This is a genomic window from Spirochaetota bacterium (assembly GCA_026414805.1).
Taxonomy (GTDB): domain Bacteria; phylum Spirochaetota; class UBA4802; order UBA4802; family UB4802; genus UBA4802.
Genome location: JAOAIH010000034.1, coordinates 18,170 through 32,810 on the forward strand (window position 1 = coordinate 18,170; position 14,641 = coordinate 32,810).

The 14,641-nt window shown below is 35.3% G+C and carries 14 protein-coding genes and 1 pseudogene; 9 read left to right on the forward strand and 6 right to left on the reverse strand.

What is annotated here, in order from left to right; all coding sequences use genetic code 11:
- Window positions 1-103: 103 nt before the first annotated feature.
- Both N3F66_08400 and N3F66_08405 read right to left on the reverse strand, forming a co-directional pair.
- Window positions 104-799 carry an anaerobic ribonucleoside-triphosphate reductase activating protein gene (locus N3F66_08400; GenBank protein ID MCX8124170.1) on the reverse strand — a complete coding sequence of 232 codons (696 nt, stop codon included), beginning with the start codon at window positions 797-799 and terminating at the stop codon, window positions 104-106.
- Window positions 762-3,071, reverse strand: a pseudogene (locus N3F66_08405) (ribonucleoside triphosphate reductase). Before N3F66_08405 ends, N3F66_08400 begins: the two are co-directional and overlap by 38 nt.
- 278 nt (window positions 3,072-3,349) lie before the next feature.
- Here N3F66_08405 and N3F66_08410 point away from each other — a divergent pair.
- Complete coding sequence (locus tag N3F66_08410; protein MCX8124171.1) at window positions 3,350-3,871, forward strand: hypothetical protein; 522 nt, start codon at window positions 3,350-3,352, stop codon at window positions 3,869-3,871.
- Here N3F66_08410 and N3F66_08415 read toward each other — a convergent pair.
- Window positions 3,868-4,272: a YbjN domain-containing protein gene (locus tag N3F66_08415; protein MCX8124172.1), complete on the reverse strand. Its 405-nt coding sequence runs from the start codon at window positions 4,270-4,272 to the stop codon at window positions 3,868-3,870. The genes N3F66_08410 and N3F66_08415 overlap by 4 nt on opposite strands.
- A gap of 26 nt (window positions 4,273-4,298) precedes the next feature.
- The gene (locus tag N3F66_08420; GenBank protein MCX8124173.1) at window positions 4,299-4,895 is read right to left on the reverse strand and encodes a hypothetical protein; all 597 of its coding nucleotides are present in this window, start codon (window positions 4,893-4,895) and stop codon (window positions 4,299-4,301) included.
- Window positions 4,896-5,214: 319 nt separating this feature from the next.
- Here N3F66_08420 and N3F66_08425 point away from each other — a divergent pair, with 319 nt between their 5' ends.
- From N3F66_08425 to N3F66_08435, 3 genes are all read left to right on the forward strand, one after another.
- Window positions 5,215-5,412 carry a hypothetical protein gene (locus N3F66_08425; GenBank protein ID MCX8124174.1) on the forward strand — a complete coding sequence of 66 codons (198 nt, stop codon included), beginning with the start codon at window positions 5,215-5,217 and terminating at the stop codon, window positions 5,410-5,412.
- Entirely contained in the window at window positions 5,405-6,070 is a 666-nt protein-coding gene (locus N3F66_08430) for a hypothetical protein (GenBank protein ID MCX8124175.1), read from the forward strand. The genes N3F66_08425 and N3F66_08430 overlap by 8 nt, the downstream gene beginning before the upstream one ends.
- A 148-nt stretch (window positions 6,071-6,218) precedes the next feature.
- Window positions 6,219-7,382, forward strand: a complete 1,164-nt coding sequence (locus tag N3F66_08435) for a trypsin-like peptidase domain-containing protein (GenBank protein ID MCX8124176.1) — start codon at window positions 6,219-6,221, stop codon at window positions 7,380-7,382.
- A 65-nt stretch (window positions 7,383-7,447) separates the two neighbouring features.
- Here N3F66_08435 and N3F66_08440 read toward each other — a convergent pair whose 3' ends face one another.
- Window positions 7,448-7,600 (reverse strand): hypothetical protein, encoded by a 153-nt coding sequence (locus N3F66_08440; GenBank protein MCX8124177.1) that lies wholly within the window; start codon window positions 7,598-7,600, stop codon window positions 7,448-7,450.
- 128 nt (window positions 7,601-7,728) lie between these two features.
- Here N3F66_08440 and N3F66_08445 point away from each other — a divergent pair, with 128 nt between their 5' ends.
- The 5 genes from N3F66_08445 to N3F66_08465 all read left to right on the forward strand — a co-directional run bounded on the left by N3F66_08445 (window position 7,729) and on the right by N3F66_08465 (window position 13,704).
- A complete protein-coding gene (locus tag N3F66_08445; protein MCX8124178.1) occupies window positions 7,729-10,131 on the forward strand; it encodes a PBP1A family penicillin-binding protein in 2,403 nt (800 codons plus the stop codon).
- A 137-nt stretch (window positions 10,132-10,268) separates the two neighbouring features.
- On the forward strand, window positions 10,269-10,748 hold the full coding sequence (locus N3F66_08450; protein MCX8124179.1) for a transcriptional regulator: 480 nt from the start codon (window positions 10,269-10,271) through the stop codon (window positions 10,746-10,748).
- 136 nt (window positions 10,749-10,884) lie between these two features.
- Entirely contained in the window at window positions 10,885-11,886 is a 1,002-nt protein-coding gene (locus N3F66_08455) for a PIN domain nuclease (protein MCX8124180.1), read from the forward strand.
- On the forward strand, window positions 11,864-12,448 hold the full coding sequence (locus tag N3F66_08460; GenBank protein MCX8124181.1) for a flavodoxin family protein: 585 nt from the start codon (window positions 11,864-11,866) through the stop codon (window positions 12,446-12,448). Before N3F66_08455 ends, N3F66_08460 begins: the two co-directional genes overlap by 23 nt.
- A 14-nt stretch (window positions 12,449-12,462) precedes the next feature.
- Window positions 12,463-13,704, forward strand: coding sequence for a hypothetical protein (locus tag N3F66_08465; protein ID MCX8124182.1), 1,242 nt, complete (start codon window positions 12,463-12,465; stop codon window positions 13,702-13,704).
- Between the two features lie 7 nt (window positions 13,705-13,711).
- On the opposite strand, the gene N3F66_08470 is transcribed toward N3F66_08465, so the two are convergent.
- Window positions 13,712-14,377: a hypothetical protein gene (locus N3F66_08470; GenBank protein ID MCX8124183.1), complete on the reverse strand. Its 666-nt coding sequence runs from the start codon at window positions 14,375-14,377 to the stop codon at window positions 13,712-13,714.
- Window positions 14,378-14,641: the final 264 nt, after the last annotated feature.

A 14,641-nucleotide genomic window follows, 5' to 3' on the forward strand; every position in this document is an offset into this window, starting at 1 on the left:
CGTTTAATGCGTGGATTATACTGCTTACTCATAGATTAGATACCCTCCCTGAAGTTATTAGTTAACACAAAAAAAATGATATTGAGTAATGTCAATAGAATTTTTATATTCCTCTGATTTCACAAATGGTTGCAAATGTCTGAACAAATGCGCGGAATGAATGTAATATCTCTGCGGGATAGGGTAGCACCTTTTTTAGTGTTGCGTCAAGAGTGTTATGGTTATGAAATTGCTGCAAATAATAATACAGCACCTTCCCAATGCGTTCTTTAATACTATGGAAATCTTCTAAGGTTACATATCCTGGAACACATGTTGTTCTGAGTTCAAATACGATATTGTATTCTTTTAATAAAGCAATAGATTCTAAAATTAAATCAAACGGCAGTTTAGTTTTGGTTAATGAAGGGTATTTTTCGGGAGATGTTTTAATATCTATGGCAACATAATCCAACAGTTTCCTGGAAGCTAATTTTTGTAGTACTTTTGGTTGGAAACCATTAGTATCAAGTTTAACTTTCAATCCAATTTCTTTTACATTCTCTAAAAAGGGAACAATTCCCTTTCCAAGTGTTGGTTCTCCGCCTGTGAGGACAACACCACCAATCAAATTCTTACGCTTTTGTAACAATTCTAAAACTTCATTGTTTGAATATTGGTTCAGATTACAGTCATTACATGCTAAAGAAGGATTGTGACAATAAAGGCACTGTAAATTGCATCCCCCGGTAAAAAGAACAGTACTTATAACTTGAGGATAATCAATGAGTGAGGTTTTCTGAATACCCCGAATATTCATGTGTAGCTACCTTGAATAATTCATCTTTCATAAACTCTTTTCTTTCATGAAATTCTTCCTGTTTTCCTTTGTTCCACTGGTTAACAGGTCTAAAATATCCCACAACCCTTGAATATACTTCTACAGGTATCTTTTTTTCATGATGTTTTTGCATTATATAACCCCCATGTATAATAGTAACAATGAAATATATATATTACTGCTGAACATGTGCCTCAATCTGCAATGGCTCACTGTTCTCTATTTCGACATCAATGCCAAACATCTCAAGTTCTTCCTTGGTATGTTCGTATGGGCAGAATTTATGATTTCCAGGTATATAGCCATGAACTGGGCATATACTGAAAGTAGGAGTAATGGTAAAATATGGTATATGATAGTTGTAAGCAATTGTCTTCACCAAAAGCTTTACCATTTGCGGATCATCAATTTTTTCGCCAATAAAGCAATGGACTACTGTGCCACCAGTAAATTTGGATTGTAACTGGTCCTGATGGTCAAGCAGATCGAAAATATCTTGTGCATATCCTACTGGTGGATGTATTGAGTTGGTGTAATACGGTTCGCTTTTACCAGATGTGATGATTTCAGGAAATCTGTTTTTATCATGGCGTGCAAACCTATAGCTTACCCCTTCGGCAGGGGTTGCTTCTAAATTGTATAAATTGCCAGTTTCATGCTGGTATTCAGTTATTTTCTGACGCATAAAATCAAGTACCTGAGCGGTAAATTCTTTCCCTTCTTTAGTGGTGATATCCTGTCCTAAAAGATTAAGACATGCTTCATTCATACCAACAAGGCCGATAGTTGAAAAATGATTGACCCAATACTTTTTAAACCGTTTGTATACATCACGTAAATAAAATTTGGTATATGGATAAAGGTTATTAGCTGTAAAGTTTTCAAGTACTTTGCGTTTTATCTCCAGTGAATTTCGAGCAAGATCCATTAAGTGAGATAACCTGTCAAAAAATTCTTCTTTTGAATTTGATAGATAGCCAAGCCGAGGCATATTAATGGTAACAACACCAATGCTCCCAGTTAAAGGGTTTGCACCAAATAGCCCACCACCTCGTTTGCGTAATTCTCGGTTATCAAGCCTGAGTCTGCAACACATGGAACGAGCATCATCAGGGTCCATATCTGAATTAACAAAATTGGCAAAATATGGAATTCCATATTTTGCGGTTATCTCCCAGAGCAAGTTTAAAGAGGGATTATCCCAATCAAAATCTTTTGTAATATTATATGTGGGTATTGGGAAGGTGAAAATTCTGTGTCGAGCATCGCCTTCAAGCATACATTCAGCAAATGCAGTATTAAAAATATCCATTTCATTTTGAAACTGACCATAAGTCTGGTCCATGAATTGTCCACCAATTATAACATGTTCATTTGCAATTGAGTGCGGTACAGTAAGGTCAAGTGTAACATTGGTAAATGGTGTTTGGAATCCTACACGTGTAGGTATGTTCATGTTGAAAATAAATTCTTGGAGACACTGTTTAACACCTGCATAATCAAGGTTATCATAACGAATAAAAGGAGCAAGATAGGTATCAAAGTTGGCAAAAGCCTGGGCACCGGCTGATTCACCCTGCAGAGTATAGAAAAAGTTCACTATCTGCCCCAATGCACTTCTAAAATGCTTTGCAGGTCTACTTTCAACCTTACCGGGTACTCCACCAAAACCGGTGAGTAAAAGATCGCGTAAATCCCATCCTACACAGTAGGCAGAAAGCAATCCTAAATCATGTAAGTGAATATCACAGTTTATATGTGCATCCCTTATTTCGGGAGGATAAATACGTTCAAGCCAGTATTTTGCCGTAACTGCTGAGGCAATATGGTTATTTAACCCCTGTAGAGAGTAGCTCATATTACTGTTTTCATTCACGCGCCAGTCAGAACGGTCAAGGTAATCTTCTATTAGCTGTATTCCTTCATTTAAAAGGCTTTTCCCTTCACGGATTTTACGGTGCTGCTCGCGGTAAAGAATATAGGCTTTGGCAACCTTTGCATGGCCTTTTTCTATAAGCATCTTTTCTACTAAGTCCTGAACATTTTCAACAGTTGGTATATGTTCACCTTTGTAGAGAAGTGCTAATATATCAACAACTGATTCGGCTACTCTTTGGGCAATACTTCTATCGGTACCGCCAACGGCTCGAGCAGCCTTGAATATTGCTTCTGTTATTTTATCTATATTGAAAGGAACTATCCTGCCATCTCGTTTCCTGATAAACTGAGGGCTTGATTTTGTATCCGACATATATAAACTCCGTATAGTTTAAATAATATGAATGGTAATCCCGTAAAATGCTATGCAATGGTTATGGATTGTATGTTATTGATATTTTTACAAAACAATGGCATAGTAAAACAAAAAAGTCAATAACATTTATGTGACATAAAAAAAATAATTTGCTATACGTATGTTACGTATATCTGTATATATTATTTTAGTCAAGAAAAATAGAATTTTGATTTTTTGATTTTTTACCGATAGTATAGTAACATTAATCTGTATCATTTATAAAAGGTACGCTTATGAGAACTAAAAATTTTTTATTAATAGTATATGTTAGTGTCATAATGGCTTTAGGTATTGCCATGGGCATGGTCTATTCAGAAGACAAATCTCTTTTCGCACGTTTGGCGATAGCTCCTGAGGATGTACCACAGGGATTTGTATTTGGTAAGATACCCAATTTTGCAAAAAAGGTGTTTACTGGCAATCCTTGTGTTGTTAACCCTGACGGGATACGCTTTTTAGCATCAAAATTATATCCTGATGGCAATTCTGCGAATATTAAGAGCATGTATGTTGCAATTATGGCTGCTGAAGCAAGGCCATACGGTGATGATCTGGTGTACTATGTGCTTGTTTTTAAAGATAGCAAAGCTGCCACAGTTGAAATAAAAAAACTTCAGGACTATTATCAGTTTAATAAAGATAGGATCGTTCTTATAACTAAGGATACTATAGCTTTATTGCTTTTTGCAGATGATGTTGATAATTATAAATATATTGCTCAGTTAGGTGAAAAGCTACAGGCACGACTTAACTAATACACATTTTTAGTTATGAGCATTTCTTCTAGTTCATCAGCTTTAGCTGCAATGTAAAATAATGATTTCATAAACCGCTGGGGATCGCAATCTTTCAGTAAAAGAGAATTTCTTAAAATCAGTGTATCGTTGAGCAATGCTAAAGCGCCATAGTCAAGAGTACTGTTAAGTTTAAGTGCAAATTTATATAACTCAAACGATTCATTTTTTATGGTTCCTATCACCGAATAATAATTTACAATTCTGTCACCAGATTCATCCTTGTTGAGGGTTATCAGTATCTCCTGAGATCTGTCATTGTCAAATTCAATGGTTGTGGTGTATGCACCTTCTTTTGTTTTATGAAATTTTAACTTAAATTCTGATGCTATCGCTGCTATAAATCCATCAAATAATTCCATACTTCACCTTTTACTGTAAAATATTTTCAGGCCAACAATTGTTTAATATGTTCATACTGTAAAGGCTTGTGAGCATATAAAGCTGTGTCATGATTTTGTTCTATAGCTTTTTTAACAGAATCGATGTCAATGTTTCCTTTATACAAATTGCGATGTATCGTAGTATATAACTGTTGCTGTGAATTTTCAAGAATTTGTGATTGTTTAAAAAGATCATCTTGTAGTGTCTTGATTGCATTTATGTCTTTTTTTACGACAGCATTATTTAATTGATCGATAAGCTTTGATGTTTGCTGCAATGTTTCAGATTGAGGAATATTTGCAACAGAAACGGTACCTGGAGAAAGGCGTGTAAAATAATTATTGATTGCAGCAATCTTTGATACAATTTCACTGTGATCTGTTTGCGGAGAAAATGCTTTTTGAATCAGTTCATAGGATATATTAATTGCCATGGTAACCAGCTGATGGGCTTCACTGATAATTGTGTACGCTGAAATAGCTTTTTGTAATGAAGGGTATGCATGAACACCCTGGGCTGGTTGTTGTGTCTGAATACTGCCTCTTTTTTCAGGTAGATGAAAGCTTGTTTTTACAACCTGGATATCATTTGTTATTCTCATAGTCCCCCCGATCGTTTAAAATAATATAGTATAATTACTATTATGTCAACAAGTATTTCTTTATATTCAATTAACTATCTAATAGTTGATAAAATAAAGTATAAATGTGCTACCAAACCAAAAAATGCCAATCTTTAGGAAGCTAAAATATATTTGAAAAAAATATTAATAGTGAGTAATGAAATCAATATTGAAAAATATGTAATAGTAATGTACTATTGTATTAATTAGGAATATATGTTCGTAAAATTTCAGAATACACAAAATAAAGTTTGGTTTTACACATGATACTGTATTGATACATTAAGGAAAATCATTCATGAAAAAAATAGCATTAATAATCTGTTTTATTTGTGTGATAAGTTATATTTCATGCAAAAAGAATGAAGAAAATAGGATCCCACGAGAACAAATCCAGGTTGATGGCTCACATGATTTTTCATTACTATTTAAAGATATCATTGAAAAAGAAAAAAAAGAAAAGAATAGATATAAAAAGGGACCATTTGATGAGTAAGCTGATTCAAATTCCCAAAGACAATTTAATTACCTATTGTCTTAATTTACCAAAGCCAGTGATGGAATCTGTGGTTATCAGGGAAATTGTGAATCCTTTGTGCAAAGGAGATACTGTGACTCTGTATCAAAAACATTTTTCTTTATTTCATGCGCTCTACAGCATTAAAAATGATGCAAAATATGCCCACTATATGGTGAATATTCATCCAATGCATATTGTTATGAGAATCTATCCCAGTTACAACACATGCCAGGACTACAATCCCTGGTCTGATAGTTTTTGTGGGGATGTAGCAGTGAATGGTACCTATTGTCAGTTTCACTATAATTTTTATGCTCCCTATAACGGTACAATGATGTTTGATCCTCTCAATGAGTTTTATTGTGACCCGTATAATATCGATTATGAATATTCTGAAGAATTGAAAAGAGTGTATAACGGTTTTTCAAAGTATATCGTAAATCGCAGAAAGGTTGAGGAAGCACTTGCCTTTTTTTCTTTCAGTGCCATTGAATATTGCAATAGAGCATTATTGCACAAAAGATACCGGGAACTTGTAAAAAAATATCATCCTGACCATTACCCCGGTGATACAGATATAATGAAGGAAATTAATGCTAGATATAACCTCTTGAAAGAAATTATAGTTGTTTGATAGTTTTGCAAAACTATTGACATAAAAATTATTTTTTGTTGTAGCATTTTTTGCATAGTGTATACTAATGGGGTATATACTATTTATATGGTAATTGATGCTAAAAGGATTTTTAGTGCGATAGTTACTGTTTAAAAAGGAGAACTATATGAAAAATATGAAAAAGAAAGCTTTTCACATTATACCGGTACTAATTTTAGTAGGAGTGGTACTCTTTGTTTTTAATAATTTCTCTTGTTCCAACAGCGGACCATCTGTATTTGGGAATAGCAGCAGTTCACCGCTCAAAGGGGATCAGGAAACTGCCCGTGCCATTGAAATACAGGATACCTTCAGAAAAATATATGAACTATACAAAGACAGAGTGGTGTTTATTACCACTGAACAGGTTGTTGAGTTGCCACCAAACCCATTCTTTGATGATCCTTTTTTTAGGCAGTTTTTTGGAGTTCCTGAGCAGAAATCCCGCAAGCAGAGGCGTAGTGGACTTGGTAGTGGGTTTGTCCTTTCCAGTGATGGGTATATCTGTACTAACTACCATGTAATAGCTAACGTTGATTCAGTCAAGGTTAAGGTAAAGAACAAGGATTATAAAGCAACAGTAGTTGGTTTTGACCAGCGTACTGACCTTGCATTATTGAAGATTAATCCAGATGAAAAATTGGATCCGGTCTTTTTGGGTGACTCTGATCAGGTAAAAGTTGGCGACTGGGCTATTGCTATCGGTAACCCCTTTGGTCTTGACAGAACATTCACTGTGGGTGTTATCAGTGCAACAAGCCGTAAGGATGTTGATATGATGGGTGGATCGCAGGCTCATATACAGACTGATGCGGCCATTAATCCGGGAAATTCTGGTGGTCCTTTGGTTAACATTAACGGTGAGGTTATAGGAATTAACAGGATGATCTATTCGCAAAGTGGTGGATATATGGGGATTGGTTTTGCCATACCGATTAATACTGCCAAAGCAGTACTTGAACAGCTTAAGAAATATAAGAAAGTAAAGACAGGATATATTGGGGTTCAAATCGTTCCTTTAACCGAAGAATATGCAAAAGAATTAGGGCTTAAAAATACTGAGGGTGCGTTGGTTGGTGGTGTTATGGAAGACAGCCCTGCTGAAAAGGCGGGTATACAACCGGGTGATGTAATAATATCAGTTGATGATAGGGATATTAAGTCATATGAAGATTTAATTGATATTGTCAATAAAACTCCAATTGGAAAAACACTGAAAATTGGTGTATGGCGTAATAAGGCTAAAATCTATCTGTTTGTTACTGTTAAGGAAAGACCATCAACGTATTAATTATTATAGTGGGAGCTTTAAACATAGGTAATGTGTATTTAATATGCAATGAATGAAAAATATAATTACATATTGATAATAGCTGGGATAATAGCGATACTATACATTTTCTTTCGCTTCATTATCCCGCTATTGTTTAAATTATTTGTAACTATTGTAAGCTTTGTTATGTATGGTATTGCTATTGCGGTTTCAATTGCTATAGTGATTCTTATCATTGGATATATAGCCCGTATCTATAAAACTCGCAATCAATAAAATAGTTGACGTATTGATTACATTTAAAACCCTAAACTTGTTTTTAAATCGTGGTAATCCAAAATGAGTTGGACTTTGGAGTGATATGGTGAAAGAGAAGATAAAAATCTGGTTAAGTAAAGCTAATGATATAGTGCACATATATATTCATGATGTACGTACCTGGTTTTATGGTATACTTGCTGTTTCAATTATAGGTGGGTTGTTGTTTGGATATGTTGTAGCTCAGGTGCACAATTGTTTAGGGATTGATAATCTGAAACGGTTTCAGCCAAGTGTTCCAACAAAATTATATGATGTAAATGGTGAATTGATTGCAGAACTTTTCCAGGAAAAGCGTGATTTAGTTTCCTTTGAAGAACTTCCCAAAACGCTTATTAAAGCATTTGTTGCCACAGAGGATCAGGATTTTTACTCACATATCGGTATAAGCCCTTTGGCTATGGCACGTGCAATGGTTAAAAATATACTGTCTTTCAAGATAGTGCAGGGTGGCTCTACAATTACTCAACAGCTTGCAAAACGCCTCTTTACCTCAGGCGAAAGAACATTCACTCGAAAAGCACTTGAACTTGTATTGACATTGCAAATTGAAAAACGTTTTACAAAAGATGAAATCTTGGAAATGTATTTTAACCAGATTTATCTGGGTCATGGATGTTATGGCATTGCATCAGCTGCAGAATTATTTTTTAATAAAGAAGTACGTTTTTTGAGCCTTGTTGAAGGAAGTGTACTTGCTGCGTTGCCTTCTGCACCTGGCAGATATTCACCTTTCATGAATACACGAAATGCATACTATAAAAACCAGGATATTTTAAACAGGATGGTTGATTGTGGTTTTTTGACAAAGGAGAAAGCTGAAGCAGTTTATGCTTCATTTTGGCCACACTATGTTGATGCAATAAAAACAGAATTTCCAACAAAGACAGCATATTCAAAAATTATTGATAACGCACCTTTTTTTACCGATTACGTTCGTCAGATTTTAATTTCTCGTTATGGCAAGGATGTAGTATATAATGAGGGTCTTCAGGTATACACTACATTAAATCTTAAACGTCAGCGTGCAGGTGAAAAATATCTTGTAGAGGGGTTAATAAAGCAAAACGAAATATCAACAAAGGCAAACCAGTATATGTCTGGAGCTGTCGATAGGGGATTGTTTTCTGTATACCAGCAGTTAGGGCTACTTTTCAATCTGCCCAGAGTTATAGTGAAAAGTGATACTGAGACTATCTTTAAAAAATTTATGGTGGATAACCTTCTGGATGAAATGGAACTTGTATCATTACTATGCAATGCAGATGCTTTGCATAGTGATATAGAAAAATTTCATATAGTTACCAGCGGAATTTCAACATCATTAAAGGTTGAAGGAGCACTGATTGCTGTTGAGCCAAAGACTGGCTATATTACCACAATGATTGGCGGTTCTGAATTTGCAGTAAGCAATCAGTATAACAGGGCAATACAGGCACGACGTCAGCCTGGTTCAGCATTTAAACCTTTTGTGTATGGGGCTGGTATTGAATCAAAGTTAATAAATGCAGCAATGGCGTTACCTGATGCACCTATTGTGGATATTGATGCGCAGGGAAGTACCTGGAGTCCGGACAACTATGAAGGTGAATTCTCAGGAATGGTACATTTAAGAAGAGCTCTTGCAGCATCAATAAATGTTATTTCAGTGAGGATCTATGATATTATTGGTGCTGATACTATTATTGATTTTGCTTCAAGAGTATTGAAGGTTCCCCCAACACGGTTTCACCCTGGTCCTTCGCTTGCTTTAGGCAGCTCGGAAATTACTCCTTTTGAAATGGTAACTGGATATGCAATTTATGCTAACCGGGGCAGGGATGTTATTCCATTTGCAATACGGTATATTACAGACAGAGATGGCAATGAGATAGAAAACATTGAAGAAGATATTGGCAATATTATAGCTGCTAAAGAAGCTGATGGGTCTATACAGATAGTACCTGAGAATGTAAACTATGTGATGACGTCTATGCTGCAAAGTGTTGCTGAAAGTGGCACTCCTACAGAAGCGTTGCGTGTTGTAGCAAAATTTGATAAAAAATGTGCTGGAAAAACCGGAACCACTCAGAATTGGACTGATGCCTGGTTTTGCGGGTTTACACCTGATATTGCTGCAGTGGTTTGGGTTGGCTACGATAAGCCATTTATGTCATTGGGCAGGCATCAGGCTGGTGCAGCTGTGGCAGCCCCAATATGGGGCCACTATATGCGTGAAGTGTATAATGGTATGCCTGATCCGCAGTGGCCTTCCATGCCAAAGGATGTATTTTACGGTGCAACCTGCAAGTATTCTGGCTGTGCACCTGGCCCTAATTGCCATGAGCTTATTGGAGATTTAATGATCCCAGGTGGAACACCGCGGTGTGTGTGCAATGGCGTACATTACAAAATGAAATCTGTTTTTGAGCGGTACATGGAAAAGGAGGGTTTGAAATACGAAGAATAATTTTTTACTGCATGGACGTTCCTACCTATCTCATAAAAATAAAATATTTTATTCTTGATTTTATCATTTTGATGTGCTACTATTAATAGCTTGTAGGTTATATTATTTGCGGGTTAATCCATTTTTGAGGGTATCCTATGTTTAAAGTAGGTGATAAAATCGTATATCCTTTGCATGGTGTTGGCATTATAGAAGCTATTGAAAAAAAAGTAGTATTAAGTAAAAGGAATGAATTTTATATCATAACCATTATTAACAGTGGGATGAAAGTTATGATCCCCACTGAAAAAGCTGAGTCAATAGGTTTACGCAAGGTTATTTCTAAGAAGGATGTTACCAAGGTATTGAACCTGCTTAAGCAGTCCGATGTGGATACAGAAGATGACTGGAAAATACGGTATCAGAACAATGTTGATAAGATTAAAAGTGGTTCCATTTTTGCAGTGGCAGAAGTTGCACGGGATCTGTATAAGCGGGGTAAGGACAAGGAGCTTTCTATAATGGAACGAAAATTATACGAAAATGCCTACCAACTCATGATACATGAGATAGCCCTGGCAAAGGATATCGATGTTGATGAAGCCGGGAATTTAGTTTCGGAAGCACTATCCTCGTAAGTTGCCTGCTGTAATATAACCTGATTTAGTTTACTCAAATATGTATTATTTTGCATCGATGCGATAGTATATGTATTATATATATATATTGAGTTTTTGTTTTATAATAAAAATAAATAAAAGGAGTTTTTGAGTTATGATAGCTATTATACGGACGCTATTTATTATTACGTCGGCACTATTCTCAGGGTTGTTTTTTCTTCAGTATTCATTACAGGCAGCAATCATTGCCGCACTTGTAGCATCTGTGGCAGCGCTGGTATTTATTATTGCAGTTGAGTATATTTCACATACCATTTCAACCCGAATGATTATAGCTGCACTGGTTGGAGTATTCATAGGACTGATATTTGCCCATCTTTTGGTTATAGCATTTGTTTCAATTCCACTCAACTTACAGCCAACCACTGTTCAACTCATCAGTGCAATCATTTACCATATAGTTGGGTATGCAAGCGTATTGTTCTTTGTTATTAATTGTGATGACATTGCAATTTTTGATACGATAGTTCCTGTTAAACGGGAGGAAGGCCGTGATGGTGCTTCGTATAAAATACTTGATACCAGCGTAATCATTGACGGAAGGATATCTGATATATGCGATACTGGATTTATTGAAGGCATTTTAGTTATCCCTAACTTTGTATTGAATGAACTGCAAATGATAGCCGATTCAGCTGATTCAATCAAACGGAATAGGGGGCGAAGGGGCCTTGATATTTTAAACAAGATGCAGAAAGATCAGCGTATTCTAGTTAAGATTTCGGATGTTGATTTTCCCGAAGTTAATGAGGTAGATGCTAAATTAGTCAAACTGGCAAAGCTCATGAATGCAAAAATTATTACCAATGATTTCAATCTCAATAAAGTTGCTGAATTCCACGGAGTAAAGGTACTCAATATAAATCAACTTTCCAATGCACTCAAGCCTATAGTACTGCCAGGCGAAGAGATGTCGGTTTCCCTTATTAAGGAAGGGAAGGACCCCAATCAGGCAATAGGTTACCTGGATGATGGCACTATGGTTGTTGTGGAAAATGGTAGGTCACGGCTTAATTCCAATGTTGATGTAATTGTAACATCGGTTTTACAGACAACAGCAGGGAGAATGATATTTGCCAGGATCAAAGAAGACTGATGCTCAAATTGTTGCGTTGTGCGGAAGTCCGCATAGAAATGGCAATACTGCTACAATTCTCAAATTGCTTTTTAATGAGCTATCGGGTATAAAAAAAAAGATTTATAGTGCGTATGAACTGTATGTAAACCCCTGTACTGGATGCGGGTTTTGCAGCAGGGAATTTGGATGTATATTTAATGATGGGATGAATGAAATATACAAAGCAATACATCATTCACGCATACTCATCATTGCTTCGCCATTATACTTTTCACACCTGCCTTCACCATTAAAGTCCATAATTGACCGCTGTCAGGTTTTCTGGGAATACTATAACCGGGGCAATAAGCCTATGCACAATCAGTATGGTTTTGCACTGCTTATTGGTGGTGGGGATTATAGCAATATGTTTGTGCCATCTGTGATTACATTGCGACATTTTTTTAATTCACTTAACTATCGCTTTGATGAAAAAAAGTACCTGCTATTGCCCGCTATAAATAGCAAAAAAGATATAAAAAATGACGATATTAGTACAAGAATTAGTATTTTGGCCAATTATATAAAAGAACTGCTCTGATAAAAGAGGAAAGTATGAAATTATATGTTACCGTGACGTTTTCCTGTACTAATGAACAATTGGCATTATTTGTTAAAAAGGTTGTTGAATCAGGAAGTTTTATCCGCAGTATAAACTATATTTCATCTGATGGTAATGTTTCTACATTTAAAGCTGACCTGATGTATTCTGACAGGAAGTTATTTAAAGATAAAATATTAAGCTGGCTGTCAAAGGAACTGACTTTAATTGATTGCAGTGATATTATGTCCAAAGGAATTGATGGTGGATTATTAAAAGTTGCCAGTAAAATTCCATTTGATTCGGCAAGCGAATTTGAGGGTAAAATTCTTGGCTATATTGAAATTATGAAAGACAATTATATTACTGCTGAAACTTCTCAGTATACTGGTATGTACCGCAATTGTGGTATGATTATTCTAACAGAAAATCATAAAGAAATACAGCCCCAGGAAATATACCACTATATACTGATAGAAAGAGACTCGCTGTTATTAAACCATTGCAGCGCACTGAATCCACAACCACTTCTTGTGCGTTATTCTACAAAAGAAGACATACTGAAGTTAGTTGATGCTTTAGCACATAATTATGCAATAATGCGGATTGCTATCCCGGATACGTTTCAGGATATTTCGTTGTTTCAAAGATTAAATGAAATAAAAACTTTGATAATAAGCAGGGAGTATGATGAAATACCGCTGTACTGCCTTACTAAAGTTATGAGCATATTGAAACGTCATCATATTTCACTTGCTGATTCTGTGATAGGTATTATTGGCATAACAACATCATCTCTGAGATTTGCCAGATTATTGTATAATATTGGCTGTAGCAAGGTTTTAGGGTTTGATACTAATGAAACTAATTTGTACCATTTTGAAAAGGAACGTGGGATTGCCACTAACACGGATAATGTGTTTGAAAATGCAGATGTTGTGGTGTGTATTGCAGATAGTTGTCCCAGTGAAGAATTTTATAAGTTAACGAAAGGTCAGATTCTGTTAATTAATCCAAACATTAATTATGATATACTGGTATTTCAGGAAAGGGGCATCAAAGATTATGAATTGCTCAATATTGAAAACTCATACTTGTTATTGCCAGGGCTTGCGGAAAAAATGATTAACAAGCAGCTCAATTCATTGAACGATGAATTATTGTGTACTATAAGCAAAGCATTGGTTGGTGCTGGTGTTGATATTGATAATGCCGAGAGCATGTATAGTATTCGAGATATAATACTAAAAATATAATAAGCATTTATGGGTAGAGTATATACCAGGAAATATTTTTGTATTTTAGAGGCCTGATAGTGTAGTTTTTGCTATTTATTTGAATAGATGCTTTTTTTATTTTATCTTCGTCTAGCTTCAATGGCCCTAATTTTTGAACATTGAAAATTACCTCACCATTTTCTTCAGCTATAATTGAATCTTTAGGTAATACATCATATAATTTATTTTGATTGATAAAGCCAATACAGAATCCTCTATTTCTGTCATTGCATTGTACGGGATAGATTATACAGAAACTGTAATGAGCAGACATGGGAGGGTGCTCAAAAGGTTTATAGATTGCTATATCTTTATGTGAAATCTCTGCGATGAAGTAATATAATGTAGGAGATAGTTGTGATAATCTTCTGCCATACAGGTCGATGCTTTTCATAGAATATAGTATTGTAAAGGAGCTGTTAACAATAATCAGGTCATCATAGAGTTGGTCTGTTACATTGTCTATCATTTCATTGATGTGTTCATATTCAAGGAGATAATATTTTTGGCCACCATTATCCATATTCATGAGATGGGTGAGATTTGCAATAAGTTGGTGTTTTTGTATAATATCAACTGCACGAGCTATGTCTTGAATGTAGGGAGTAAATAAAGATGATACCACAGTTTGAGAAGAAGTTGGTTCTCTCATACTGCAGGAAAGTGAGATTGAAATAAATAAAACAATAACAAATAGATTCTTCAACGGATTATTGATATTGAACATTGGTAATATAGAATGCTGTATTATATATTAAGTTCTAATATTATAATCGGATGATTATCTGATAACTGCAATAATAAATTGTTTTCCATTGTAACAAACATCCTGTTAAATCTTGGATTAACTAAGCTTACCACACGCAAATATAATAGAGCGGTACTAAATGAGGCAAAGCAGCTTGCAGAGGATTTT

Excerpts from the sequence above, each read along its gene's own strand:
- N3F66_08425 (MCX8124174.1), top strand. The coding sequence starts at position 5,215 with ATGAAAAAAATAGCATTAATAATCTGTTTTATTTGTGTGATAAGTTAT.
- N3F66_08415 (MCX8124172.1), bottom strand. The coding sequence starts at position 4,272 with ATGGAATTATTTGATGGATTTATAGCAGCGATAGCATCAGAATTTAAG.
- N3F66_08470 (MCX8124183.1), bottom strand. The coding sequence starts at position 14,377 with ATGAGAGAACCAACTTCTTCTCAAACTGTGGTATCATCTTTATTTACT.
- N3F66_08440 (MCX8124177.1), bottom strand. The coding sequence starts at position 7,600 with ATGATAAGAATCACTATAGCAATTGAAACCGCAATAGCAATACCATAC.
- N3F66_08420 (MCX8124173.1), bottom strand. The coding sequence starts at position 4,895 with ATGAGAATAACAAATGATATCCAGGTTGTAAAAACAAGCTTTCATCTA.
- N3F66_08455 (MCX8124180.1), top strand. The coding sequence starts at position 10,885 with ATGATAGCTATTATACGGACGCTATTTATTATTACGTCGGCACTATTC.
- N3F66_08465 (MCX8124182.1), top strand. The coding sequence starts at position 12,463 with ATGAAATTATATGTTACCGTGACGTTTTCCTGTACTAATGAACAATTG.
- N3F66_08435 (MCX8124176.1), top strand. The coding sequence starts at position 6,219 with ATGAAAAATATGAAAAAGAAAGCTTTTCACATTATACCGGTACTAATT.
- N3F66_08400 (MCX8124170.1), bottom strand. The coding sequence starts at position 799 with ATGAATATTCGGGGTATTCAGAAAACCTCACTCATTGATTATCCTCAA.
- N3F66_08410 (MCX8124171.1), top strand. The coding sequence starts at position 3,350 with ATGAGAACTAAAAATTTTTTATTAATAGTATATGTTAGTGTCATAATG.
- N3F66_08430 (MCX8124175.1), top strand. The coding sequence starts at position 5,405 with ATGAGTAAGCTGATTCAAATTCCCAAAGACAATTTAATTACCTATTGT.
- N3F66_08450 (MCX8124179.1), top strand. The coding sequence starts at position 10,269 with ATGTTTAAAGTAGGTGATAAAATCGTATATCCTTTGCATGGTGTTGGC.